This is a genomic window from Lacrimispora sphenoides, from assembly GCF_900105215.1.
In the GTDB taxonomy this organism is placed as follows: Bacteria; Bacillota; Clostridia; order Lachnospirales; family Lachnospiraceae; genus Lacrimispora; species Lacrimispora sphenoides_A.
On the sequence record NZ_FOIP01000001.1, the window covers coordinates 3140527 to 3166313 of the forward strand.

At 44.5% G+C, this 25787-nt stretch carries 19 protein-coding genes and 1 riboswitch; of the genes, 16 read left to right on the forward strand and 3 right to left on the reverse strand.

Features of this window, described 5'->3' with window-relative positions; genetic code table 11:
- Positions 1 to 84 precede the first annotated feature (84 nt).
- The gene (locus BMW45_RS14225; RefSeq protein WP_092244786.1) at positions 85 to 555 is read right to left on the reverse strand and encodes a hypothetical protein; all 471 of its coding nucleotides are present in this window, start codon (positions 553 to 555) and stop codon (positions 85 to 87) included.
- Positions 556 to 1466: 911 nt separating this feature from the next.
- On the opposite strand from BMW45_RS14225, the gene recQ reads away from it, so the two are divergent.
- The 12 genes from recQ (at position 1467) to BMW45_RS14290 (ending at position 17897) form a co-directional block, all read left to right on the forward strand.
- Positions 1467 to 3299, forward strand: coding sequence for a DNA helicase RecQ (recQ, locus tag BMW45_RS14235; RefSeq protein WP_092244792.1), 1833 nt, complete (start codon positions 1467 to 1469; stop codon positions 3297 to 3299).
- A 250-nt stretch (positions 3300 to 3549) separates the two neighbouring features.
- The gene (locus BMW45_RS14240) at positions 3550 to 4719 is read left to right on the forward strand and encodes an exonuclease SbcCD subunit D (protein WP_092244795.1); all 1170 of its coding nucleotides are present in this window, start codon (positions 3550 to 3552) and stop codon (positions 4717 to 4719) included.
- Positions 4716 to 7889 carry an AAA family ATPase gene (locus BMW45_RS14245; protein WP_092244797.1) on the forward strand — a complete coding sequence of 1058 codons (3174 nt, stop codon included), beginning with the start codon at positions 4716 to 4718 and terminating at the stop codon, positions 7887 to 7889. The genes BMW45_RS14240 and BMW45_RS14245 overlap by 4 nt, the downstream gene beginning before the upstream one ends.
- A gap of 76 nt (positions 7890 to 7965) precedes the next feature.
- Positions 7966 to 8039: riboswitch (Fluoride riboswitch) on the forward strand.
- Between the two features lie 121 nt (positions 8040 to 8160).
- Positions 8161 to 9387, forward strand: a complete 1227-nt coding sequence (locus BMW45_RS14250; protein ID WP_092244800.1) for a chloride channel protein — start codon at positions 8161 to 8163, stop codon at positions 9385 to 9387.
- Positions 9388 to 9466: 79 nt separating this feature from the next.
- Complete coding sequence (locus BMW45_RS14255; RefSeq protein WP_092244803.1) at positions 9467 to 10087, forward strand: hypothetical protein; 621 nt, start codon at positions 9467 to 9469, stop codon at positions 10085 to 10087.
- 21 nt (positions 10088 to 10108) lie between these two features.
- Positions 10109 to 10600, forward strand: a complete 492-nt coding sequence (locus BMW45_RS14260; RefSeq protein ID WP_025234298.1) for a dihydrofolate reductase — start codon at positions 10109 to 10111, stop codon at positions 10598 to 10600.
- 261 nt (positions 10601 to 10861) lie between these two features.
- Positions 10862 to 11752 carry a sulfide/dihydroorotate dehydrogenase-like FAD/NAD-binding protein gene (locus tag BMW45_RS14265; protein WP_092244806.1) on the forward strand — a complete coding sequence of 297 codons (891 nt, stop codon included), beginning with the start codon at positions 10862 to 10864 and terminating at the stop codon, positions 11750 to 11752.
- On the forward strand, positions 11752 to 13140 hold the full coding sequence (gene gltA / locus BMW45_RS14270; protein WP_092244809.1) for an NADPH-dependent glutamate synthase: 1389 nt from the start codon (positions 11752 to 11754) through the stop codon (positions 13138 to 13140). The genes BMW45_RS14265 and gltA overlap by 1 nt, the downstream gene beginning before the upstream one ends.
- Before the next feature lie 69 nt (positions 13141 to 13209).
- Positions 13210 to 14589 carry an MATE family efflux transporter gene (locus BMW45_RS14275; RefSeq protein ID WP_092244812.1) on the forward strand — a complete coding sequence of 460 codons (1380 nt, stop codon included), beginning with the start codon at positions 13210 to 13212 and terminating at the stop codon, positions 14587 to 14589.
- Between the two features lie 120 nt (positions 14590 to 14709).
- Positions 14710 to 15960, forward strand: a complete 1251-nt coding sequence (locus tag BMW45_RS14280) for a C40 family peptidase (RefSeq protein ID WP_025234294.1) — start codon at positions 14710 to 14712, stop codon at positions 15958 to 15960.
- A gap of 158 nt (positions 15961 to 16118) precedes the next feature.
- On the forward strand, positions 16119 to 16811 hold the full coding sequence (locus BMW45_RS14285; RefSeq protein WP_025234293.1) for an iron-sulfur cluster assembly scaffold protein: 693 nt from the start codon (positions 16119 to 16121) through the stop codon (positions 16809 to 16811).
- A gap of 75 nt (positions 16812 to 16886) precedes the next feature.
- On the forward strand, positions 16887 to 17897 hold the full coding sequence (locus tag BMW45_RS14290) for a GGGtGRT protein (protein ID WP_092244816.1): 1011 nt from the start codon (positions 16887 to 16889) through the stop codon (positions 17895 to 17897).
- A gap of 208 nt (positions 17898 to 18105) precedes the next feature.
- On the opposite strand, the gene BMW45_RS14295 is transcribed toward BMW45_RS14290, so the two are convergent.
- Positions 18106 to 18741 (reverse strand): superoxide dismutase, encoded by a 636-nt coding sequence (locus BMW45_RS14295; RefSeq protein ID WP_092244819.1) that lies wholly within the window; start codon positions 18739 to 18741, stop codon positions 18106 to 18108.
- Positions 18742 to 18965: 224 nt separating this feature from the next.
- Here BMW45_RS14295 and BMW45_RS14300 point away from each other — a divergent pair, with 224 nt between their 5' ends.
- On the forward strand, positions 18966 to 20273 hold the full coding sequence (locus BMW45_RS14300) for an O-acetylhomoserine aminocarboxypropyltransferase/cysteine synthase family protein (RefSeq protein WP_092244822.1): 1308 nt from the start codon (positions 18966 to 18968) through the stop codon (positions 20271 to 20273).
- A 188-nt stretch (positions 20274 to 20461) separates the two neighbouring features.
- On the forward strand, positions 20462 to 21376 hold the full coding sequence (locus BMW45_RS14305; protein ID WP_092244825.1) for a LysR family transcriptional regulator: 915 nt from the start codon (positions 20462 to 20464) through the stop codon (positions 21374 to 21376).
- A 1415-nt stretch (positions 21377 to 22791) separates the two neighbouring features.
- Here BMW45_RS14305 and BMW45_RS14310 read toward each other — a convergent pair.
- The gene (locus BMW45_RS14310; protein WP_025234287.1) at positions 22792 to 23223 is read right to left on the reverse strand and encodes an RrF2 family transcriptional regulator; all 432 of its coding nucleotides are present in this window, start codon (positions 23221 to 23223) and stop codon (positions 22792 to 22794) included.
- A gap of 210 nt (positions 23224 to 23433) precedes the next feature.
- Between BMW45_RS14310 and BMW45_RS14315 the strand changes: the two genes are divergently transcribed.
- A complete protein-coding gene (locus tag BMW45_RS14315; RefSeq protein ID WP_092244828.1) occupies positions 23434 to 24588 on the forward strand; it encodes a trans-sulfuration enzyme family protein in 1155 nt (384 codons plus the stop codon).
- The gene (locus BMW45_RS14320; RefSeq protein ID WP_092244831.1) at positions 24581 to 25765 is read left to right on the forward strand and encodes a MalY/PatB family protein; all 1185 of its coding nucleotides are present in this window, start codon (positions 24581 to 24583) and stop codon (positions 25763 to 25765) included. The genes BMW45_RS14315 and BMW45_RS14320 overlap by 8 nt, the downstream gene beginning before the upstream one ends.
- The last annotated feature ends 22 nt before the right edge of the window (positions 25766 to 25787 follow it).

The following is a 25787-nucleotide window of genomic DNA, read 5'->3' on the forward strand; positions in this document are numbered from 1 at the left end:
GAGGAGCAAAGTAATTAAAACTTTACTCCTCTTAAAACTAAATCCAAAGTGCTAATATATCTAGCAACGTCTTACAGTGTATTACTATTTTGCGTGTGTTACTCTTATTATTTTACTATAATACATATTCCATCTATTACCATCAGATGGTGATCCATATCCATAAGTCAATCTGTAATCTCCATCAGCTATATGATAAAGAGAGTTTAATTTTTCACCAGATATAATATTAACATACCAATCACTGGCGTTATTCTGTATTGCTCGCCACATAACTTCATTATCTGAAATTCGCACAAATCTCATGGATCCACCGTTTGTCCACTTACCGCTCCTTTTTATAATTGAGAACTGGTAATCATCATTATCATTTATAACTAAGTTAACTACACTATCTTTATTACCCCATTTACCACTTTTCCATTCTGTATCGGTTAAACAATAATCGTCATAAACAATACGAGTTGCTGCAAATGTTGCAATACTTAGTGAGGCACTTATTGCTAGTGTTAATATAATGACAAAAGTCTTTTTTAATTTTTTACTTAATTTCATATTTCATATCCCCCTTTACTGAAAAGTATCTTATTGTTGTTAAAGCAACAGGTTATAATAGATATCTCCCCCCTAACGAAGATATCATAAGTAATTATTATAGGGATAGTAATTACTAGTTATAGTTTCTCACTATTTGTGCAATCAGTCAACAATTAACTTAAATATTTGCTCTTATTTCCTCGCAATATTCGACATCTTTCAATTTATATTATTATTTTACTTGTAATTACATGGCAGCCGGTCGGAGTACAATTCGTGATATAAGCTTTAATGAGTAGGTGCATTGTGCTAATATGAGAAGATATTTATGCAATGGCCGACCTGACTACACAATTTAACCCATAGGCATCTAACGATGTAGAAAATAAGTTTGAATCCAAATCGAATACCACCGATTATCGCATCACACCTATACTCATTGACCTGCTCACCATCATAGCATTTATAATCAGTGCAACTTATTTTAATATCAGTTATGGTCTGTAAAATCCCATCCTCACCTACAAATTTAAAGAGCAGTGGCCTGGGCGGGCAGCCAGGAGCATACCAGGCCATGCAAGCAATGGGGTATGTATTGCCTCTGATTATACCGCTATCAATTTTTTTAACATTGGTTCCGATCCCAAATACTCCCATATGGATACCTACCTATTATAGTACTGTTCGAACCACTTAGGCTCTTTTCGGTTTCATTTTTTGACTGCATTTTGACTGCAGGACGCTTGGTTTTGACTGCTTTTGGTTAGTGATGGTTAGTGGGGTTGGAATCCTGTAAAACCTTGGATTTATGCGGAAAGGTGCGGTTTTATTGGCTTTCGTAAATAAACTAGCATATTTGAAGAACAAATGGTATAATGAAAAGAACTAATTGTAAAAAACAAATGATAAGGAGCAGATACAAAAGTTATATGGATAAATTTCAAGCATTAAAGCACTATTTCGGCTACGACAGTTTCCGGGAGGGGCAGGAAATTCTTATCGACAGCATTTTGTCCGGAAGAGACGCCTTAGGAATCATGCCCACCGGTTCCGGAAAATCCCTGTGCTTCCAAATACCAGCTCTTATGATGGAAGGAATCACACTGGTTATTTCTCCCCTGATCTCCCTCATGAAGGACCAGGTAACAACTCTCAATCAAGCAGGCATTCATGCCGCATATCTTAACAGTTCTTTGACTGCAAGTCAGTATTATAAGGCCCTGGCCTATGCGCGGGAAGGGCGATATCCCATTATTTATGTAGCACCGGAACGTCTTGTAACGGATGAATTTCTGGATTTTGCATTAAACACAAATATTTCCATGGTAGCGGTGGATGAAGCTCACTGTGTATCCCAGTGGGGACAGGATTTCAGACCCAGCTACTTAAAAATCGTGGATTTTATTGATAAGCTACCAAAACGTCCGGTCATCAGCGCGTTTACGGCAACTGCTACCAAAGAGGTTCGTGAAGATGTCATTGATATTCTCATGCTCAGGGAACCCGCCGTGGTGTCTACGGGATATGACAGACCCAATCTCTATCTGGGGGTTCAGTCTCCCAAGGATAAGTATGCTACATTAAAGAACTATGTGGAATGCCACCCGGATCAGTGCGGGATTATTTACTGCCTGACCAGAAAGCTGGTGGAAGAGGTATGCGACCGGCTGAATCAAGAAGGGTTTTCAACAACCAGGTATCACGCCGGGTTAAGCGATGAGGAGCGGCGGAAGAACCAGGATGATTTTATCTACGATAGAAGCCAGATCATGGTGGCGACCAATGCCTTTGGCATGGGAATCGATAAATCCAATGTACGGTTTGTTATCCATTACAATATGCCGAAGAACCTGGAATCCTACTATCAGGAGGTGGGCAGGTGCTCCAGAGACGGGGAGCCAGGAGAATGCATTCTGTTATACAGTGGTAAGGATGTCGTGACCAATCAAATGTTTATTGACAATAACCAGGATAATCAGGAGCTGGATTCCCTTAACCGACAGATGGTTATGGAACGGGACCGTGAACGGCTTAAGAAGATGACCTTTTACTCCTTTACCAACGAATGCCTCAGGGACTACATTCTGCGGTACTTTGGGGAGTATGGGGAGAATTACTGCGGCAATTGTTCCAACTGCTTAAGTCAGTTTGAAACTGTGGATGTGACGGATATTACAAAAGAATTGGTGGGATGCGTAAAAGCTAGCAGGCAGAGGTATGGAACTGCTGTCATTATCGATACGGTTCATGGAGCCAATACGGCAAAGATCAGAAACTACCGGATGAATGAGAACCCTCATTATGGAAATCTGGCAAAGGTTCCAGCCTATAAGCTTCGGCAGGTGATGAATCATTTATTTTTAAACGATTGGTTAGCCATAACCAATGATGAATACTCCATTGTTAAGCTGACAGAGAAATCTAAGGCGGTACTGGAAGATGGTGAATCCATAATCATGAAGATGGCTAAGGAACAGGAACCTGTGGAAAAGGTAAAGAGCGGAAAGAAGATAAAGAAATCAAGTGCATCCGCCCTGGAATTAACAGAAGGGGAGGCAGCTCTGTTTGAAACTCTAAGGGCGCTTCGGATGGAAATCGCCAAAGAGGAAAAGGTACCGCCCTATATCGTATTTTCTGACAAAACCCTGGTACATATGTCCGTGAAGAAACCAAAGACAAAGGAAGCGATGCTGTCAGTTTCCGGAGTCGGGGAATTTAAGTTTGAGAAATATGGGGAAAGGTTTTTGGCGATATTCCTGTAGCTTCCTCTATTTTCCCAAACGTTCGCTTCCTTGCCTCCTTTCTTCCGTAGGAACTTCCAGTCCCTCCCTGTTGAGGAATTTAAAAGTTAGTCCTGTATGATAAGAGATTTGGCGGCAGGGAGATCCCGGTGCTTGCCTTTGAACTGGATGAAAAGGAACATCTGGTAAACATTTAAGATAAAAATGCCTGGGAGGAAATACCCTGAGGGTATTTCCTTAATCCCCAAACCACGGGCAGGAAAGAGGAAATATGAAGATTTTTCATCTATCTGATTTACATATCGGAAAACAGTTAAACGGCTACAGTTTAAAAGAAAACCAGGAAGCGGTCCTAAATCAGATTGTGGATTATGCAGCAACCCAGCACCCGGATGTTGTCCTGATCTGCGGTGATATCTATGATAAAACGGCTCCTTCCGGAGAGGCCTATACCATGTTTGGCAATTTCCTGGAAGCCCTTTCCGGAATAAAGCCTGAGATTACGGTCCTGATTATCGCAGGAAACCATGATTCACCGGAACGTCTGTCCTATGCCTCCGCCTTTCTGGAACGGCACCGCATTCATTTGTCCGTATTCCCGCCCAGGAGCCAGGGGGAGTACTTAAAAAAAGTGGTATTGCGGGATGAAAATGGTCCGGTGAATTTCTACCTGCTGCCCTTTTTAAAACCAGGGTATGTCCGGCCGCTTTTTCCGGACAACCAGCCGGAGGGATACGAAAGTGCTATAAGAGCTGTTCTGGAGAGAGAAACCATTGATGCCGGAGAGCGCAACATCCTTTTATCCCATCAATTTTACGCCTCAGGCAATAAAGACCCGGAAACCTGTGAGTCGGAGCAGGCGGTCATCATGGCGGGCGGCTTGGACCGGGTAGATGCTTCTGTTCTTTCTGACTTTGATTACACAGCACTGGGACATCTCCACGGTTCCCAAAAGGTAGGCAAGGCTTCAATACGATACTGCGGGACTCCCTATAAATATTCCGTCAGCGAAGAAAACCATAAAAAATCAGTTACTGTGGTGAATATAGGTAAAAAGGGAGATGAACCGGAACTTGAATTTCTTCCGCTCAATGGAATCCAGGATGTGAGGCGGGAAAGAGGGTCTTTATCTGAGATTCTTAAAAGAACCACAGAAGAAAACCGCCATGATTATGTCAGCGTCACACTCACCGATGAAGAGGAGCCTTACCGGGTCAGAGAATGCTTGGAAGAGGTGTTCGATCATTTGCTGGAGCTTCGGGTGGATAATGAGCGCACCCGGCAAAAGCGTCTGGAAGAGGGAGAGACCGTTCCGGTTCTTAAGCCTTTGGAGGCATTCCGGCAGTTTTTTAAGGCGGTAAGAGGGGAAGCGATGACAATGGAGGAAGAACAGGCCATGGAGCGGATCGTACAGGAAGCAAAGGAGGAAGAGGGATTATGAAGCCATTGCAGTTGACCATGTCCGCTTTTGGTTCCTATGGAGGAAAGGAAACCGTGGATTTTGAGAAAATCGGTCACGGCATTTTCCTTATAACAGGAGATACGGGAGCAGGAAAGACCACCATTTTTGATGCCGTATCATTTGCCCTGTTCGGGGAAACCAGCGGACAGAAGCGGGAGCCTTCCATGATGCGCAGCCAGTATGCGGCAGAGGACCAGGAAACTTATGTTTCCCTGAAATTTTCTGAAAGGGGTGAGAGGTATGAAATTACTAGAAGCCCTTCCTATACAAGGATCAGCAAAAGAAGAAATAAAAATGGAGAGTATTCTGCAGTTCCCGTTCCGGCAAAGGCCTCTCTCCTCTTGCCTGATGGATCGGAGTACCCAGGCAATCTTCGGGATATCAATCAGAAGATCCAGGAAATTGTAGGCGTGGACTTAAACCAGTTCTCGCAAATCGCCATGATTGCCCAGGGAGATTATTTAAGACTTCTTCATGCATCTTCCAGAGAACGGAAAGAGATATTTTCCAGGATCTTTAACACCGGAATTTACAGCCGTATCCAGTTGAAATTAAAAGAGCAGAATAATCTTTTTTATGACAGCCTGGAGAACAACCGCAGGTTATGCTTTCATGAACTGGAAAATGTAGTACTTTTGGATGAAAGCACTTATCAGGAACCATGGCGGGAGCTTTTGGATTTTAAGGAAACAAGGACAGAGGAGATCCGGAGGCTTTTAGGTTCCATCCTGGCAGAGATAAAGGAAAAAGAACAGGAGCTTTGTGAAGAACGGGATCACAGGGGAAAGCTTCTTTCTGATGTAGAAGGGCAGTTAAGCAGGGCCCAGGAAGTGAACCGTCTTTTTGACGGCCTTATGCAGGCAAAGGCCAGGCTGGATGTTCTGGAAGGCCAGAAGGAACAATGGCTTAAGATAGAAGAACAATTAAAGGAAGCCGTCCGGGCAGAAAAGGCGAAAGGCCCTGAGAACCAGTTCTTAGATAAAAAGAGAGATTATGAGACAGCCATAAAGAGGGCCGAACAGCTTAAAAAGGAATTGGAGGAAATAACCCTTGCCCTTGCATCTGCGGAAAAGGAGGCAAAGAAAAGCAGAGAGGCCTCCCAGGAAGAAGTCCCCAGGCTGTCAGTTTTCATCGAACGGTTAAATGAGGACATGCCGCTTTATGGCCGCTGGAAAACCATGGAGAGGGCTTCCCTTGATAAGAAAAGAGAGGAAGAGGAGGCTGGACAGTACTTTCATAGAATTGAGGCCGAGCTGTTCCGGTTAAAGGAACGCCTGACTGCAAACGAAGCAAGGCAGGAAAAGCTGGAAGAAGGGGCAAGGAGTCTGCCGGAATTAAGACAGAGAAAAACTGTGCTCCTGGAGCGGCAGCAGGCCATGGGAGACCTTGAGAAAGCAGCTAAGGCAGGGGAGGCGGCAGACTTAAAACGAGAGGAATACCAGGAAGCGGTTATATGCGCCCAGAAAGATTACGAACAGGCGGAAGCGCATTATAATGACAGGTTTCGTGAGTTTCTGGCATTGCAGGCTGGAATTATGGCTAAGGAGCTGGCAGATGGAACTCCCTGTCCTGTCTGTGGTTCCAACCATCATCCTCTGAAGGCAGAGCTGATAGAGGGTGCTGTCACCCAGGAAGAGGTGGAGCATGCAAAGAAAGCCAGAAATCAGGCAGAGGAACGGCGTTCCCAGGCCGTTCAAACTGCCGTCAGGGCCTTAGAGGTATGCCGTCACTTAAAGGAACTGTTGGAGGGAGAGGAAGAAAAATGGTTTGGGACTTCTTTCTCTCAGGATCAGCTTCATGTCCGTCTGAATGAAGAGAGAGCGCGGGCCGGCATGCTTTTGCGGGAAGTGGAAAAGGAAGAGCAGGAAGCTTTGGAGTCGGACCGCCTTCTTAAGAAGCTTCTGGAAGAAAGGAAAGCGGACCGGGGGAGACTTACGGAACTGGAACTTAGAAAAGAAGAGGCCATGAAGAACTGGCAGCAGAAACAGCTGGACAGAGCAGCCGCTGTCGCAGAGGCAGATCACGTAAAAAAGCTTCTGCCATACCCTAAGGAAGAGGAAGCCATGGGAAAACTGGCAGGCTTCAAAAAAAGAAAAGAAGAGCTTTTAAGAGCAGAGGAGCAAGCGGATAAACGATTCCAGTATATCTTAGTGAAAGAAAAGGAAGGGAAAGGCCGTCTGGCCTCGGAAGAGGAAAACAAAGAGACGCGAAGGCTTGCACTTGGGCAGGCAGATACCGCGTTTCAATCCGCCTTGGTGGAACTTGGATTTTTAAAAGAAGTGGATTACCACAGGGCAAAGCAGGCACCGGAAATTGTAAGCCAGTGGGAGCAGGAAACAGGGAATTATGAAAAGGAGCTGTTAAAGGCCCGCACCGTTTACGGCCAGTTTAAAGAGCAGACAAAGGGGCGTGAAAGGATAGAAACAGAACAATGGAAAGGGCAGGCGGAAGCTCTTAAAGAGGAACAGAAACAGCTGCAGACCAGGGAGGCAAGGGTCACGGCCATTGGCAGCAGGGCTCTTCAGGCTGCTCAAAATCTGGAGCGGCTATGGAAGGAGAGAGCGCAGCTGGAAGAGAAATACCGTCTGTACCATACCCTGTTTCAGACTGCCAACGGGAAAATGGCAGGCTCCGTCAGCCTGGACTTTCAGACCTATGTCCAGAGGCAGTACTTTAACCAGATGATCCATGCGGCTAACAAACGGCTTGACGTAATGACGGACGGCCAGTTCCTGCTTCAGTGCAGGGATTTGGAGACTCTTGGAAAGCAGGGGGAGGTAGGCCTGGATTTGGATGTATACAGCATGGCAACAGATAAGGTACGGGATGTTAAAACCCTTTCCGGCGGAGAATCCTTTATGGCAGCGCTTGCCATGGCCCTTGGCATGACCGATATCATCCAGCGCACGGCAGGGAATGTTAGTATGGATGCTCTTTTCATTGACGAAGGCTTTGGTTCCCTGGATGAGGAATCCAGGCTTAAGGCAGTCCGCATCCTTCAGGAGCTTGCTGGAGGACACAGACTGATCGGGATTGTTTCCCATGTGACGGAATTAAAGGAACAGATCGGAAAGAAGCTCCTGGTGAAAAAAACAGAAAAAGGAAGCAGGATTTTGTGGGACTTAGATGTCCTTCCTGATGGCGTATGACAGGAAGATAAGAGAAAATCCGGTATTTTTTAGGTGAGATAAAAGCTTGACAACAGTGAAGAAACCTGTATAATAATTTTGAAACGGGAATGAAGCGCTCCCATGATAGGATTATCAAAACTGCAATTTGCTGATGGCTTCTGTATATTTTGACTGAATATGCAGAAGGTATCAGCTTTTTTTATTGTCAGGGTTTGATTGCCTTTAAAAATGCAAGAATATAAATGACCGGACCTTTTATAAGCGGCCGGTTTTAGGGAGGAATTGTTTGATGCTGGAAAAAAAGCTGAAAAAGTACAGGGAATTGATGATCTTAGGAATTTGCGGAGTGGTGATCGGTGCAGCAGTGGGGATACTGGATACGGGATTTGGAAGGGTTTTGCTTTTTGTAACTGAATTACGGGAAGAATACTTTATCCCCCTGATCATTTTTCTTCCTGCCGCAGGAGCTTTGGCAGTTTGGCTGTATCACTGGGATGAGGGAAAGTGTGTTAAGGGAATGGGATTAATTTTTCAGGTGGGTCATGGAGAAGAGGACAGGATTCCTTTAAGGCTGATTCCACTAACGGTTTTAAGCACCTGGATTACCCATTTATTCGGGGGAAGTGCCGGAAGGGAAGGAGTTGCCGTACAGATAGGAGCCACCTTATCACACTGGGTCGGCCTTAAAATAAAAGTGAAGAACAACTCAAAAATCTTCCTGGTAACAGGTATGGCAGCTGGTTTTTCCGGCTTATTCGGAACGCCTGTCGCAGCCTGCTTTTTTGCATTAGAGGTTTTAACGGCAGGAACCCTGGAGTATTCTGCCCTGTTTCCGGCCATTGCCGCTTCCTTCACAGCCAGTACGGTTTCAAAAGCCCTGGGTTTGGAAAATTTTCATTATGCCCTGAACTCAAATATTCAGATAGATGTTTTATTTGCAGTAAAATTAATGGTGTTGGGAGCCTTGTTTGGCCTGGTAGGTTCCCTGTTTGCTTATGGTCTGGTTTCCATGAAAAATAAGCTTGGGAAAACTTTTCATGATCCGGTTAGAAAGATAACCATTGTGAGTATCTTTCTGGCAATATTGTTTATTCTATTGGGAATGGGAAGATATTCCGGTCTGGGAACGAATTTGATTTCAGCCGGTTTCCAAGGAGGCCGTATCTATGGCTGGGACTGGATTTTAAAACTTGTACTGACTATTATTACGATCGCAGCAGGATTTCAGGGAGGAGAAGTTACTCCTCTGTTTGCAATCGGTACAAGCCTTGGAGCCGCTGTTGCAGGGATTCTGGGATTGCCGCTTGACTTTGTTGCCGCAATGGGATATGCGGCGGTTTTCGGCAGTGCCACAAATACTCTTTTAGCACCTGTTTTTATAGGAGCCGAGGTTTTCGGCTATTCTTATTTGCCATATTTTTTTGTGGTCTGCAGCATTGCATATCTATTTAATGGAGACAGATCCATATACACGGCCCAAAAGAAATTATATAACTTAAGATTTTTTGAAAAATAAATCAATGGATGAAACGGGTATTTTGCTCTATAATGAATAGAGCCATGAAACAAGATTCACATACAGAAAGGAAAATACCATGTTAAACTGCGAAAGAACCAGTGTTATGAACATAGAAAATGCCATTCGGGGTGCAAGAAATCCCATGAATAGCTGGGACCGGATGGACAGCGGATATAATGAGAAGGGTGAATACATCCTTGGACCTAATGATCTCGGCCTTGCAAAGCGGCTGAGAAAAGCAGGTAGCGACCACCGCAAATACATCCGCCAGATCCTGGTATCTGTGGATATTACGGCGCCGATTTACTGGTGGAAAGAATACGATACCTACAAAGTGGCTACTGTGGCCAATTCCACCAGCACTATGCATAAGATTCACAGCAAGCCATTTGAACTGGAGGACTTCAGCCATGATCATATGTCGGAAGAAACCCTGGCCTTTATGGAAACTGTGGTGGCTGAAATGGAAAAGATACGTCTCCGCTACATAGAGAATAAAAAGAAAGAGGATTGGTATGATCTGATCCAGCTACTTCCATCCAGCTATAACCAGATGAGGACATGCACTTTAAATTATGAAACCCTGATCAACATATACTTTGCAAGGCGCAGCCACAAGCTGGAAGAATGGCATGACTTCTGCCGGTGGATCGAAACACTTCCTTATGCAAAAGAACTGATCATTGGAGAAGAATAAAGGAAAAGGAGGGGTTGACCTATGAATATCATTGTTGCAGTGGATAAAAACTGGTCCATCGGCAATCAGGGCCAGCTTCTTGTTTCTATCCCAGAGGATAAGAAGCTGTTCCGGGAGGAAACCATGGGGAAGGTGATCGTCATGGGACGAAAGACACTTGAGAGCCTTCCTGGAAAGCAGCCGCTTTATGGAAGAACTAACATCGTATTGACCAGGGATCCGGATTACAAAGTAAAGGGAGCGGTCGTCTGCCACAGCCTTCCAGAGGCCCTTAAAGAGCTTGGCAATTATCCTGAGGAGGATTGCTTTATCATAGGCGGGCAAAGCATTTACGAACAGTTTTTCCCATATTGTAATACGGCCCATGTGACTTATATTGACTATATGTACAGTGCCGATACACATTTCCCCAATTTGGATCAGGATCCGACATGGGAAATGGCGGCGGAAAGCGATGAACAGACTTATTTTGATTTGTGTTATACGTACCGTATGTATCAGAGGAACGGTTAAATTCAGGCGCTTTTCGGTCTTTCGACTGTGAATTAACTGGATATACAAGCATATCCAGTTGCTTCAACAGGATACAAAATCTGTAAGATAATAGGCAAAATTCGACTGAATCTATAAATTTTTATTGATATTTTTTTAATAAATGTTGTCAGTGCCATTTAAAAATGGTAATATGATACGAGTACTATTTCGCCTGATCGTTGGGGAAGGCCATCAGGAAAGGTGTACAGGTTTATTCACGAAGACATTAGGAGGATGAAGATGTATAAGATTTTAAAAGCAGAGATGTTAGCTGACAAGATCTATCTGATGGATGTGGAAGCTCCTCGGATTGCCAAAGCCTGCCAGCCTGGAGAGTTTGTTATTGTCAAGATGGATGACAGAGGAGAGAGAATTCCCCTGACCATTTGTAATTATGATCGTGAGAAGGGAAGCATTACCATTGTATTCCAAACCGTAGGTGCAAGCACGGAAAAGATGGCTGTTTTAAAGACAGGAGACAGCTTTTCGGATGTGGTGGGTCCTTTGGGCAATGCGTCTGAATTCGTACACGAAGATATAGAAGAGCTGAAGAAAAAGAAATTTTTATTTGTGGCCGGCGGTGTAGGAACTGCTCCTGTTTATCCCCAGGTAAAATGGATGAAAGAGCACGGCATTGACGTGGATGTCATTGTGGGGGCAAAGACCAAGGACTTATTGATTCTGGAAGATGCCATGAGAGAGCAGGCCGGAAATTTATATATAACCACAGATGACGGCTCTTATGAAAGAAAGGGCCTGGTAACTGAGGTAATTAAAGACCTGGTTCTGAACCAGGGTAAGAAATACGATGTGTGCGTAGCCATCGGACCGATGATCATGATGAAGTTTGCCTGCCTTGTGACCAAGGAGCTTGGTATTCCTACGGTTGTCAGCTTAAACCCGGTCATGGTAGACGGAACCGGCATGTGCGGTGCCTGCCGTGTTACGGTCGGCGGTGAAGTGAAATTTGCCTGCGTAGACGGACCGGAGTTTGATGGCCATCTTGTTAATTTTGACGAGGCCATGAAGCGCCAGATGATGTATAAGTCAGAAGAAGGGCGCTCGGTTTTAAAAGAACGTGAGGGCGATACTCATCACGGCGGCTGTGGATTGTGTGGAGGTAACGAGTAATGGATGTATTAAAGAAAGTACCAGTAAGAGAACAAGACCCTAAGGTAAGAGCGACGAACTTCGAAGAGGTTTGTCTTGGATATAATGAGGAAGAGGCAAAAGAGGAAGCCAGCCGCTGCATTAATTGCAAAAACCCAAAATGCGTAGCAGGCTGCCCGGTATCCATTAATATTCCCGGCTTTATTAAAGAAGTGGAAAAAGGAAATCACGAAGAGGCTGCAAGAATTATTGCTGAGTCCTCTGCACTTCCTGCTGTCTGTGGCCGGGTATGCCCCCAGGAGAGCCAGTGCGAAGGCCAGTGTATTCGCGGAATCAAGGGAGAACCCATTTCTATCGGAAAGCTGGAGCGTTTTGTGGCGGACTATTCCAGAGAGCACGGTTTCGTACCGGCTGCTCCGGAAAAGACCAATGGCAAGAAGGTAGCCGTCATCGGTTCCGGTCCTTCCGGTTTAACCTGTGCCGGTGACCTGGCTAAAATGGGCTATGAAGTTACTATTTTTGAAGCTCTTCATGAGCCGGGCGGCGTATTGACCTACGGCATTCCGGAATTCCGTCTTCCAAAGGAAGGTGTGGTTCAGCCGGAGATTGATAACGTAAGAAAGCTTGGCGTTAAGATTGAAACCAATGTAATCATCGGCAAGTCCGTGACCATTGACGAGCTTTTGGATGAAGAAGGATTCCAGGCCATATTTATCGGTTCTGGAGCAGGTCTTCCTATGTTCATGGGAATTCCGGGAGAGAACGCAAACGGCGTATTCTCTGCTAACGAATATTTAACCAGAAGCAACCTGATGAAAGCGTTCCGCAGTGATTATGATACCCCTATCGTAGCGGGCAAGAAGGTTGCAGTGGTAGGCGGCGGAAACGTTGCTATGGATGCAGCAAGGACGGCCCTTCGTCTTGGCGCAGAGGTACACGTTGTATATAGAAGAAGTGAGGCGGAGCTTCCGGCAAGAGCGGAAGAAGTTCACCACGCAAAGGAAGAAGGAATCATTTTCAACCTTTTATCCAACCCGTTAGAAATTCTCACCGATGATAAAGGCTGGGTAAATGGAATGAAATGCATTAAAATGGAGCTTGGAGAACCGGATGCTTCCGGCAGAAGAAGACCTGTTGAGATAGAGGGATCTGAATTCATCATTGATGTAGATACCGTTATCATGTCCTTAGGAACTTCACCGAACCCGCTCATATCCAATACAACAAAAGGACTGGATATCAATAAGCGCAAATGTATCATTGCTGAGGAATCTACAGGAAAGACCAGCAAGGATGGCGTTTACGCCGGAGGAGATGCGGTAACAGGAGCTGCAACCGTTATTCTGGCTATGGAAGCCGGACGAGCTGGAGCAAGAGGCATTGATGAATACCTTTCTTCTAAGGAATAATCCAGATAGTAATAAATTAAAGGGCTGCCAGTTCACTGGCGGCCCTTTTGAAAGGTTGTTACATAATTTATGAATAAGAAAATTGATATGTTAAATGGACATATTTTCACATCATTGACCGGTCTGGCTCTTCCCATCATGGTCACGGCTCTGGTGCAGATGGCTTATAATCTGACGGATATGGCCTGGATCGGGTTCGTCGGTTCCCCGGCTGTTGCAGCGGTCGGCGCAGGGGGTATGTATGTTTGGCTCTCCCAGGGCGTTGTCGCTCTGGCAAAAATGGGCGGCCAGGTAAAGGTAGCTCACGCGCTTGGAAAGGGAGACAGGAAGGAGGCGGCAGTCTATGCTTCCGGCTCGGTTCAGATGGGGCTTTTATTTGCACTGCTGTATGGGGTAGTGACATTTTTCGGGACAAAGCCTTTGATCGCATTTTTCGGGTTGAACGATGCTTTCGTTGCCTATAATGCCCAGGTTTATTTAAAGATTACCTGCGGTTTGATTGTATTTTCCTTTTTGAATTCGATTATTACCGGGATCATGACAGCGATGGGCGACAGTAAGACACCATTGCTTGCGAATTTTATCGGCCTGGTTTTGAATATGGTACTGGATCCTGTCCTGATTTTTGGGGTGGGTCCGATAAAGGGCTCAGGAGTAGCGGGGGCGGCCATTGCCACGGTCATGGCTCAGGCAGTGGTTACCGCAGTATTCCTCATTGCCATTCGAAAGGACCAGGTACTGTTTGATAAGGTGAAGGTGTTTCATAAGGTCCCCTGGGATTACATGAAAGCCATGGTCCGGATCGGTTTCCCTGCTTCCGTTCAAAACCTTATTTATACCAGCATTTCCATGATTCTGACCCGGTTTGTAACCGAATTTGGGGATATTGCTGTGGCGGTGCTTCGGGTAGGCGGACAGATCGAATCCATATCGTGGATGACGGCAGATGGATTTGCAGCCGCCATTAACTCCTTTGTGGGTCAAAATTATGGGGCAGGTCAGTATGGAAGAGTGAAAAAGGGCTATTTTACGGCAATCGGAGTCATGTTTGTCTGGGGATTGTTAAGCTCAGCTCTTCTGATCGGCCTTCCCGAGCATATATTCGGATTATTCATCCATGAACCAGAAGTTATTCCAATGGGCGTGCGCTATCTTGTGATCCTGGGCTTTTGCCAGATGTTCATGTGCATTGAACTGACAACAGTAGGGGCTCTCTCCGGTCTTGGCAGGACTCTTCTCTGCTCGGTCATCAGTGTTTTATTTACTTCCGCCAGGATACCTCTTGCCATGATTCTAAGCAGCACAGCCCTTGGGCTTGACGGTATCTGGTGGGCTTTTACCATTTCAAGTATCATCAAGGGGATTCTATTCTTCTTGTCCTTCCTTGTGGTGGCAAGAAAGCTGCCACAGGATAAGCATCAGGCCCGGCTGGAATCGGAACTTGAATAGATAACCGGAAGTTCATTTGGCAGTATCTTACAATTATCAAAATTTTCCAAAAAAGACTTGAATTTCACCATGGTTATAAGTTAACATATAAGGTAGAAAAAAGGGGAAAAGGAACTGACGATGAAACGAAAAATGCAGAATATGTATGAAAGAAACAGGAAAACGATTAAAAAGCTTCTCTGCGGCCTGTTGGTAAGTGCAATGGTCTGCGGCCAGACTGTTCCCGCCTGGGCCACGTCAAAAGCGGAAAAAGAAAAACAGGAAGCGCAAAAAAAACTGGAAGAGGCAAATAAAAAAGCCCAGGAAGCTGAAGGCAAAAAGAGTGCTGCCCAGAATCAGGTATCAAAGCTGACTTCTGATCTGACTGCTCTTTTGGCTGATATCAAAGTTCTGGAAAGTGATATGGCCAACAAGGAAGCGGAGATCAAGCAGGCAGAGCTGGACTATGCGGCGGCTAAGAAAGAGGAAGAAAAGCAGTATGCTTCCATGAAGAAGCGAATCCAGTACATGTACGAGAAGGGAGATACAGAATATCTGGATATTTTCCTTCAGGTAAAGAACATGTCTGATCTTCTTAATAAGGCGGAATACGTTGAAGGAATTTATACATACGACCGGAACATGCTGATCACTTACCAGGAGACAAAGCAGAAGGTGGCCGATTATAAGTCAGATCTGGAAGAGGACAAGGCTGAGATGGAGGTCATGGAGCTGGAGTACAAGGAACAGCAATCTGCACTTGAGACACTGATCTCCACGAAGAAAAAGGAAGTTTCCAATTTCGACAGCCAGCTTGCACAAGCCAAGCAGGATGCAGCGGTTTTTGCCCAGACGGTAGCAAAGAAGAATGAGGAGATCCGCAAGGCGAAAGAAGAGGAGGCCAGAAAGAAGGCAGCCGAAGAAGCCAGGAAAAAGGCGGAGGAAGAGGCCAGAAAGAAAGCTGCGGCAAACACCAGCTCAAAACCCAAGTCATCCAATGCCAACAACAAGTACACCGGTCCGTCTGCCTCCAAAAGCAGCGGAGGATCAGCGGAGGGCCGTGCGGTTGCGGATTACGGACTTCAGTTTGTGGGGAACCCCTATGTATTTGGAGGTACCAGCCTGACGAATGGTACGGATTGCTCCGGGTTTGTACTGTCTGTGTACAAGAAATTCGGCTACTCCCTGCCAAGAAGCTCTTCGGAGCAGCGCTCTGCAGGGCGTGAGGTATCCTATTCTGATGCGCAGCCGGGAGACCTGATCTGCTATGCAGGCCATATAGGAATTTACATCGGCAATGGACAAATAGTTCATGCCAGTTCCCCGTCGACCGGTATTAAGGTAGGAAATGCTACCTACCGGACGATTCTATCCGTCAGAAGAATTGTATAGGAATCTGTTTTGCAGGGAGGGATCCGCTGATCCCTCCCTGTTTCCTTAAAAAGAGCTTGCGGAAATCGACATTATATGAGAAAATGTAATCAAGTATGATGTGATATATTTAACAAAGTACTGTTCACAATTATTACTTATTCGAAAGGAGTTTTAACATGATTTATTCACAGGAAGTAGAAGAGATGTGCACAGTGGCACAGGGCGTTCATCACGGCGCGGCTCCAATCCCAGAAGAAGCAAAATGGGTAAAATCTAGAGAAGTTAAAGATATCTCCGGTCTGACACATGGCGTTGGCTGGTGTGCTCCTCAGCAGGGTGCATGCAAGTTGACTCTTAACGTAAAAGAGGGTATTATCCAGGAAGCATTAGTAGAGACTATCGGCTGTTCCGGTATGACACATTCCGCTGCTATGGCAGCAGAGATTCTGCCAGGACTGACCGTTTTAGAAGCATTAAATACAGACCTTGTTTGTGACGCCATCAACACCGCTATGAGAGAATTATTCTTACAGATCGCATACGGTAGAACACAGAGTGCATTTTCTGAGGATGGACTTCCGGTAGGTGCAGGACTGGAAGACTTAGGAAAGGGTCTCCGTTCACAGGTTGGTACCATGTACGGAACATTAAAGAAAGGTCCTCGTTACTTAGAGATGGCGGAAGGCTATGTAACCGGTATCGCTCTGGATGAAGAAGATCAAATCATTGGCTATCAGTTCGTAAGCCTTGGAAAGATGACTGACTTTATCAAGAAGGGTGATGACCCGACAACTGCTTGGGAAAAGGCAAAAGGACAGTACGGACGCGTTGCCGAAGCTGCTAAGATCATTGACCCAAGACATGAATAATCAGATTGGCAAAAGCCTGTCGGATAGCGGTTATCAAAGCGAAGATATTTGGCCAATAATAAGGAGGACAAGATAATGGCATTATTTGAATCATATGAGAGAAGAATTGACAAAATCAATTCTGTATTAAACAGCTATGGCATTGCTTCTATTGAAGAAGCTGAAAAGATTACAAAAGATGCAGGTCTGGATGTATACGAGCAGGTAAAGAAGATCCAGCCGATCTGTTTTGAGAATGCCTGTTGGGCTTACATCGTTGGCGCAGCAATTGCAATCAAGAAAGACTGCAGAAAAGCGGCAGACGCAGCAGCAGCTATTGGAGAAGGTCTTCAGGCTTTCTGTATTCCAGGTTCCGTTGCCGATCAGCGTAAAGTAGGTCTGGGACACGGTAACTTAGGAAAGATGCTTCTGGAAGAAGAGACCGAGTGCTTCTGCTTTTTAGCAGGTCATGAGTCCTTTGCAGCAGCTGAAGGCGCAATTGGTATTGCTGAGAAGGCAAACAAAGTTCGTCAGAAACCATTAAGAGTTATTTTAAATGGTTTAGGAAAAGATGCAGCACAGATCATTTCCAGAATCAATGGATTTACATATGTAGAGACAGATATGGATTATTACTCAGGCGAAGTAAAAGAGCTTTGGAGAAAGTCTTACTCAGAAGGTTTAAGAGCAAAAGTTAACTGCTACGGTGCAAACGATGTTACAGAAGGTGTTGCAGTTATGTGGAAGGAAGGCGTTGACGTTTCTATCACAGGAAACTCTACCAACCCAACCAGATTCCAGCATCCGGTAGCAGGAACCTATAAGAAAGAATGTTCAGAGAAGGGCAAGAAGTACTTCTCCGTAGCATCCGGCGGCGGTACAGGACGTACCCTTCATCCAGATAACATGGCAGCAGGCCCAGCTTCCTACGGTATGACTGATACTATGGGACGTATGCACTCTGATGCTCAGTTCGCAGGTTCTTCTTCCGTTCCGGCTCATGTGGAAATGATGGGTCTGATCGGTATGGGTAATAATCCTATGGTCGGAGCTACCGTTGCAGTGGCTGTTGGCATCGAGGAAAGTGCAAGAGAAGGTAAATTCTAAGGAAAACCTTGATTTTTAAGGTGTTTTACTTTTAGAAAAGGAAAGAGGAGTCGCTTTGCCGGTTCCTCTTTTTGCTTATTAAATATCTAGTCAGAGGGAAGCTGTATGACCAATGAAGGATTTCCCGGCAGAAAAATGAAAACCTTCAAACAGACAATATAATAATCATCGGTTTGAAGGTTTGATTTTAAAATCCGGAGTATCCATATTAAGATTTTGCACTGATGCATGCTTTATAACGTTCGTCCGCAGCCTCCCAGCTTACCACATGGAACCAGTCTTCTATGTATGCGGCCCTGTCGTTAAACCGCTTCAAAAAATAGGCATGTTCCCAGCAGTCGATGCCTGCAATAACGCAAAGGCCATCTGAGATAGGGGAATTCTGGTTTGGTGTTGTTACGAGTTTCAGCACGCCGTTAGAATCCACTACCAGCCAGGCATACCCGGATCCAAATATAGCCAGTGCATACCTTTTAAATTCATCAAAAAACTGTTCCACCGTCCCAAAGTATTGTACGATGGCAGGATACAATACTTCAGCCTGGGTCCGGGTCATGGAATTGGTCATCCCGAAGAAATAGATGGTGTGATTATAAACTCCGCCCGCATTATTAATGATGCTCTGACGGACTTCCGAAGGAAGGCTTTCCGTGTCCGAAAGCAGATCCTCCAAAGACTTGTTTTGCAGCTGCGGATAATTCGACAGGATCCCGTTAAGATTCGCCACATATCGTTGCTGCAGCCTGTCGTGGTGCAGGTACATGGTTTGCGTGTCTATGTAGGGTTCCAGTGCATCGTATGGATACGGCAGCGGCAGGTTTACAAAGGGGTAATGTTCATTCATAGGTTATTGTCCTCATTATTATTTGTATATATATATTCAGTACTCAGGGATATATGATGGATAAGCAGGAGCTTGTAACAGAAATCTATAATGGCTCTGCTATAGGTTTTTCCTATAACCAGGTCATAATTATATCAATTAACACTTAGCCATAAAACCAGGTATAATACCAATTAAGAAGATACGAAATAAATAATCAGTATAACATTTGGGAGGAAATTCATATGGCTAAGAAGACAAGAGCTGAGAGAAATTTAAAATTTGAAACATTACAATTACATGTTGGACAGGAACAGGCGGATCCGGTTACCGATGCCAGAGCAGTACCCATTTACCAGACATCTTCCTATGTGTTCCATAATAGCGATCATGCTGCGGCCAGATTCAGCCTGTCAGATGCAGGAAATATTTATGGGAGACTGACAAACCCAACCCAGGACGTCTTTGAGCGCAGGATAGCTGCTTTGGAAGGCGGAGTGGCTGCCTTGGCAGTGGCTTCCGGAGCTGCTGCAGTTACCTATTCCATTGAAAATATTGCCAAAAGCGGGGATCATATTGTAGCGGCAAAGAATATCTATGGCGGTACTTATAATCTGCTGGAGCATACTCTCCCAGAATACGGAGTTGAAACGACCTTTGTGGATCCTTTTGATTACGAAGCCTTTGACAAAGCCATTCGGGAAAACACAAAGCTGGTATTCATTGAAACTCTGGGCAATCCCAATTCCGATGTGGTTGATATTGAAAAGCTTGCAGGCATCGCTCATGCACATAATATTCCGCTGATTGTGGACAATACCTTTGCAACTCCTTATCTGGTAAGACCCATTGAATACGGAGCGGATATTGTAGTCCATTCCGCCACAAAATATATTGGAGGCCATGGAACAGCCATTGGCGGGGTCATTGTTGACGGTGGAACATTCGATTGGGAAGCTTCCGGGAAATTTGCTTCCCTTACAGAGCCGAACCCAAGCTACCATGGAATCAGCTTTACCAAGGCTGTAGGAGCGGCCGCTTATGTAACAAAGATCCGCGCCATTTTACTCCGTGATACCGGAGCAGCTCTTTCTCCTTTCCATGGGTTTTTATTCCTCCAGGGCTTAGAAACCTTATCCCTTCGTGTAGAACGTCATGTGGAAAATGCTCTGAAGGTGGCTCAGTATTTAAAGAACCATCCGCAGGTGGAGAAGGTGCACCATCCTTCTGTCTCAGAGGATCCGGAGCAGCAGGAATTATACGGCAAATATTTTCCAAATGGCGGAGGTTCCATATTTACCTTTGAAATCAAGGGAGATGCCAGGAAGGCAAAAGACTTTATTGACCAGTTGGAATTATTCTCCCTGTTAGCCAATGTAGCTGACGTAAAATCTTTAGTCATTCATCCGGCGTCCACGACCCATTCCCAGATGTCAGCAGAGGAATTGGAGGATTCAGGAATCAAACCGAACACTATCCGGTTATCCATAGGAACGGAACATGCAGCTGATATTATTGAAGATTTAGAGGAAGCATTTAAGGCGGTTCAATAATCGTCAGGTTTAACAGAATTAAAAACAGGCTGCCATACTCCTATGGCAGCCCTTTGAGCGCTAGGTACAGGGAGAAAAGCCATCAGCGATGGGATCTACCCTAAAAGCGTGGGCAAGAATGAGGAAACACCCTACGGGTATACCTTTATGCCAAAAAAGCGTGGGCAAGAATGAGGAAAGGAGATACCATGACATTACAGCAGCTTCGTTATGCCATATGCATTGCAACTCAAAAATCCATGAATAAGGCGGCTGCCGAGTTGTTTATCACGCAGCCCAGCCTATCAAGCACCATCCGGGATCTGGAAGAAGAGATCGGCATTAAGCTGTTTCTGCGCTCTAACCGGGGAATCGTAATCACTCCGGAAGGAGAGGAGTTCCTTGGATATGCCAGACAGATGCTGGAGCAGTACCGCCAGATGGAAGAGCGGTTCGTAAAGAAGGAAAAGTTTAAGAAAAAATTCAGCGTATCCATGCAGCATTACACCTTTGCCGTTCAGGCCTTTATCCATATGGCAAAAGAATTCGGTATGGATGATTACGAATTTGCCGTCCACGAAACCAAAACCTATGAAGTCATTGAAAATGTAAGGAACCAGAAAAGCGAATTAGGGATTCTGTACTTAAATGATTTTAACCAGAAGGCCATTGAAAAAATTTTTAATGATAATGAACTGGAATTTGTGGAATTATTTCAGTGCGGAATCTATGTTTTCCTATGGAAGGGCAATCCGCTGGCAGAAAAAGAGCTGATCGAATTTGAAGATTTAAAGAATTATCCCTGCCTGTCCTTTGAACAGGGAAATAATAATTCCTTTTATCTGGCGGAAGAAGTGTTCAGCACTTTTGAATATAAGCAGATCATAAAGGCGGATGACAGAGCCACGCTCTTAAATCTCATGGTAGGATTAAATGGCTATACCCTGTGCTCCGGGATTATCTGTGAAGATTTAAATGGAGATGAATATAGGGCAATTCCTCTTAATACCGATGATAAGATGAGAATCGGATATATAAAAAAGAAAAAAATGCCCTTAAGCATCCTTGGCGAAAAATATATAGCGGAACTGATCAGATTGAAAGAAAAACATCTTCCAACCTAAGTTTAATAGCAGTTTATCTTGCGTCACGGTGTGCTGAAGTTCAGTATTTCCGTGGCGTTTCCCGTTTTATTTGATCGGTGCATTCATTTAGCATTACTTACCTTTATTATATATAATTGTAAGTGGTGTTTTCTATTAAGTCCAGAAATAGGCATAGAAATATTGCTATTACATGAGAAAGAAAAGGAGCTGACCAGGAATATAGAATGAGTGATATTGTATAGAGATACCGGTTTTCTCAGTTTATGAAAGAGAAGGAGAATGGTGGAAAATGTACCCCAGAGGAAAATGCTGTCATTGGGAAAAGCTCACTAGGCTTTTAGCTGACTTTAGTTCCATGGTTACTTGGATAGTGGGAAAAGTAATTCGAATAGAGCGGAAAATTCCGCTGTACTGAAACTTCTATCCCATGTTGTTCTTAGAGGTAAATCATAATAGAATAGAGCCGAATAATCGGCTGTATGGAAGACAACGTATTTTTGCGCTGAATGCTTATACCGGCCCTGTCTATAGTAATAAAATGCTAAAAACAGGGAAAGCAGGAGGCTGTATTGAGCAACTATTGATAAAACGAATTTTGTGCCTCCAATGGGATTCTTTTTAATGCTCTAAACAAACAATTGAGAAAAGGCCATTTTTTAGCCGCTCTTTCTCCACACAGTTAGTCAAAGATATAACAGTATATGCCTATTCATTATTTTGCTGCCGTGAAAAGTAATTGCACATTGAAATGGGATATGTTACCATAGTGGAATGGAACAATCGTGTCACTGCAAGGGCGTTTGGCCTTCCATCATACATAGATGGGAGGTGGTGCGGATGAAATATGACTTTAAAGACCTTATGGCCTTTGGTATGTTCATAATCGCATTACTTACCTTTATTTTCGTTAATTGTAAGTAGCGTTTTTCTTTAAAGTCCTGGAAACAGGCATAGAAAAACCACCCTTGTAAAACATTGGCGTGTTAAGTAGGGTGGAGTTTTCTATCTCATTTAATGGCCAACCCCTTGTATTGGGGCGGTTGTTCCTTTTGTAATTCTAATATAGCATATCTGGTATGGTATTTCAATAGGCTTTTATTATTACCGTTATAATCATTAAAAATAATATAAATTCCATGAGTATATCTGGAACGGTATATCAAGCCTACTCTTCCTCGTCAGATACGTATTCCAATAAATTCCCATTCTGACATTTAAGTAATTAGCAAACAGTTGAGATATTATCCCAAGATACTGGCTCGTTATTGCGGAACTTCTGTATAGTTGCCTCGCTTAACAGCTTTCCTTTTTAAGCCTGTATGTTGAATATCCTACATCTTTAAGCGCAAAAATAACATATCCATAATAAAGCTGTGAAATCCTTGATTTAAAAGGAAATCTCATAAATATGAGTGTATTTGAGTTTCACTCCCCTAAATATAATATTCAGGAGACTCCTGATACCTGTCAAGTATGTCCTGCAGGGTAATTCCGTTTAAATAATTTGCAATAACTTCTGAAAGCCCCTGCCAGATGGGAAGAGTCAGACAGTCAGCCTGCCTGGAGCATATGTTTGGATCGTTGTCCATACAGCTGACAGGATTTAAGCTTCCCTCTGAGCTGAGCAGGATATCTCCGATGGTTATCTGGGAGGGCTGCCTTGCCAGCTTATAACCGCCCATGTGACCACGGTAGGTAGTGAGCAGATTGCTGCGGTTTAAAAAAGGAACAATCTGTTCAAGATATTTTTTAGAAATGTTCTGCCTTTCGGAAATGTCCTTTAAGGCAATGAATTCCTCATTATAATGTTCCGCTAAATCAATCATCATGCGAAGGGAATAGCGGCCGCGAGTTGATATTTTCATAGTATACCACCTTACAAAACAATTTTGTGTATCAATACCTATTTTACCATGGGTTGAATAGGTATTCAACCCATGAAATAAAATTCTTTAGCAATAGAAATTAACTATAGCAGGTGATTGCTTTTAAGTAATACCATTGGCGGCGTTCCATTGGTATACTTAAGTAAAGAATAAATGCATGATTCCAAATTGAGAAAGAGGGGTATGAATATGGAATACGGGATTTCAACTAAATGTTTATACGGCAATGGGGAAGGGGTTGCTACAGACAAGTCTGGAGCCATCAGCTTTCCTATTTACCAGACAGCGACCTTTGCTCATAGGGGAATCGGGGAAAGCACCGGTTATGATTACAGCCGCCTGCAGAATCCAACCAGAGAGCAGCTGGAAAAGGTGGTGGCTTCCCTTGAAAATGGAGTGGATGCCCTGGCATTTTCAAGCGGTATGGCAGCAATCACGGCTTTAATGGAACTGTTTCAGCCGGGTGACCATATAATAACCGATTGTGATTTATATGGTGGGAGCATCCGTTTGTTTGATAATATCAGTAAGAAGAACGGGATTTTGATCAGTTCCGTAGACTGTTCCCGCGGGGACATTGCAGAATTTGAAAACCTGATCGGTGAGAATACAAAAGCAATATACATAGAGACTCCGACAAACCCCATGATGAATGTCATAGACATCGGTAAGCTGGCAGAGATTGCAAAGAAGAACCATTTGCTTTTGATCGTGGACAATACGTTTTTGTCCCCTTATTTTCAAAACCCATTGAAGCTGGGGGCTGATATTGTTGTCCACAGTGGAACCAAATATCTGGGCGGTCATAATGATACCATCGCAGGCTTTCTGGTCACCGCCTCGGCAGAGATATCCGAAAAGCTCAGGTTTATAATAAAAACGGTAGGTTCTGGTCTGGCTCCCTTTGACAGCTGGCTCATATTAAGAGGGATTAAAACCCTTGGAATCCGGATGGAGCGGGGAGAGGAGAATGCCAGAAAACTTGTGGAATGGCTGTGCCGGGAAAAGAAGGTCACAAAGGTGTATTACCCCGGAATCCAGTCTCATCCCGGTCACGAGGTCTGTAAAAAGCAGGCAAGGGGATTTGGCTCCATGGTAACCTTTGAGGTGGAGACAACGGAGCTGGCCCATCGGATTTTAAAAGAGGTGAAACTGATCCGTTTTGCAGAAAGCTTGGGTGGTGTGGAAACGCTGATCACTTACCCGATTACCCAAACTCATGCCGATGTGCCTAAAGAGGTTCTGGCCGCCAATGGCGTTACCGACAGGATCTTAAGATTATCAGTGGGGATCGAAGACTCAGAAGATCTGATAAGGGAATTGGAGAGAATATTTTATGTGTAAGGAAACGATTAATTTTGATGAAGTCATAAACCGTAAAAATACGAACAGTCTCAAGTATGATTTTGCAGTAAGAAGGAGAAAACCGGAAAATCTTTTACCCCTGTGGGTAGCGGATATGGACTTTAAGGTATCCGGGAAGATTTTGGAGGCCCTTCATGAGCGGGTTGACCATGGGATTTTTGGTTACAGCGAGGTCCAGGAAGATTATTTTGAAGCCATCCGGGACTGGATGGGAAAAAAGCATCACTGGAATGTGGAGAGCAGATGGCTGATCAAAACACCTGGTGTTGTATTTGCCTTAGCCATGGCTGTCCAGGCTTTTACAGATCCGGGGGATGGGGTTATGATCCAGCAGCCGGTATATTATCCCTTCAGCGAAGTCATTGAGGATAATGACAGGGTGGTCGTGGATAATTCCCTGTATCTTGGAAAAGATGGCAAGTATCACATGGATTTAGAAGATTTTGAAAGAATAGCAGAAGAGTTCCATGTGAAATTATTTCTATTATGCAGTCCCCATAATCCGGTAGGAAGAGTCTGGAGCCAGGAGGAGTTGGAAAAATTAGGGGAAATCTGCATTCGCAGGGATATCCTTGTGGTCAGCGATGAGATTCATCAGGATTTTGTGTTTGAGGGAGAGCACCTGGTATTTGCCAAACTTAGCGAAGAACTGAAAAACAGGACCATTAGCTGTACCTCCCCAAGTAAGACCTTTAATCTGGCGGGCTTACAGATTTCCAATATATTTATTGCAAATCAGAAGCTGAGGCGGAGGTTCCGCAGACAGGTGGCGGCAGCCGGGTACAGTCAGCTTAATACCCTGGGCTTAACTGCATGTGAAGCGGCGTACCGCCATGGAGAAGAGTGGCATGATCAGCTTATGGAGTATTTAAAGGCAAATGTTTCCTATGTACGTGAGTTTTTAAAAGAAAAAATACCCAATGTCAAGCTTATAGAACCGGAAGGAACCTATCTTGTCTGGCTGGATTTCCGGGAACTGGGCCTTACAGAAGGGGAGAGAGAAGATCTGATCATAAAAAAGGCAGGGCTTTGGCTGGACAGCGGGGCCATGTTCGGTCCGGTGGGAGAGGGATTTGAAAGAATCAACATCGCATGCCCCCGGTCTATTCTGGAGCAGGCCTTGGGTAACTTAGAGCAAGCTATAAAAACGTTATGAAACATAAAAACGTGATAAAAAT

Coding starts and splice junctions, on each gene's coding strand:
- BMW45_RS14225 (WP_092244786.1), bottom strand. CDS start 555: ATGAAATTAAGTAAAAAATTAAAAAAGACTTTTGTCATTATATTAACA.
- recQ (WP_092244792.1), top strand. CDS start 1,467: ATGGATAAATTTCAAGCATTAAAGCACTATTTCGGCTACGACAGTTTC.
- BMW45_RS14240 (WP_092244795.1), top strand. CDS start 3,550: ATGAAGATTTTTCATCTATCTGATTTACATATCGGAAAACAGTTAAAC.
- BMW45_RS14245 (WP_092244797.1), top strand. CDS start 4,716: ATGAAGCCATTGCAGTTGACCATGTCCGCTTTTGGTTCCTATGGAGGA.
- BMW45_RS14250 (WP_092244800.1), top strand. CDS start 8,161: ATGCTGGAAAAAAAGCTGAAAAAGTACAGGGAATTGATGATCTTAGGA.
- BMW45_RS14255 (WP_092244803.1), top strand. CDS start 9,467: ATGTTAAACTGCGAAAGAACCAGTGTTATGAACATAGAAAATGCCATT.
- BMW45_RS14260 (WP_025234298.1), top strand. CDS start 10,109: ATGAATATCATTGTTGCAGTGGATAAAAACTGGTCCATCGGCAATCAG.
- BMW45_RS14265 (WP_092244806.1), top strand. CDS start 10,862: ATGTATAAGATTTTAAAAGCAGAGATGTTAGCTGACAAGATCTATCTG.
- gltA (WP_092244809.1), top strand. CDS start 11,752: ATGGATGTATTAAAGAAAGTACCAGTAAGAGAACAAGACCCTAAGGTA.
- BMW45_RS14275 (WP_092244812.1), top strand. CDS start 13,210: ATGAATAAGAAAATTGATATGTTAAATGGACATATTTTCACATCATTG.
- BMW45_RS14280 (WP_025234294.1), top strand. CDS start 14,710: ATGAAACGAAAAATGCAGAATATGTATGAAAGAAACAGGAAAACGATT.
- BMW45_RS14285 (WP_025234293.1), top strand. CDS start 16,119: ATGATTTATTCACAGGAAGTAGAAGAGATGTGCACAGTGGCACAGGGC.
- BMW45_RS14290 (WP_092244816.1), top strand. CDS start 16,887: ATGGCATTATTTGAATCATATGAGAGAAGAATTGACAAAATCAATTCT.
- BMW45_RS14295 (WP_092244819.1), bottom strand. CDS start 18,741: ATGAATGAACATTACCCCTTTGTAAACCTGCCGCTGCCGTATCCATAC.
- BMW45_RS14300 (WP_092244822.1), top strand. CDS start 18,966: ATGGCTAAGAAGACAAGAGCTGAGAGAAATTTAAAATTTGAAACATTA.
- BMW45_RS14305 (WP_092244825.1), top strand. CDS start 20,462: ATGACATTACAGCAGCTTCGTTATGCCATATGCATTGCAACTCAAAAA.
- BMW45_RS14310 (WP_025234287.1), bottom strand. CDS start 23,223: ATGAAAATATCAACTCGCGGCCGCTATTCCCTTCGCATGATGATTGAT.
- BMW45_RS14315 (WP_092244828.1), top strand. CDS start 23,434: ATGGAATACGGGATTTCAACTAAATGTTTATACGGCAATGGGGAAGGG.
- BMW45_RS14320 (WP_092244831.1), top strand. CDS start 24,581: ATGTGTAAGGAAACGATTAATTTTGATGAAGTCATAAACCGTAAAAAT.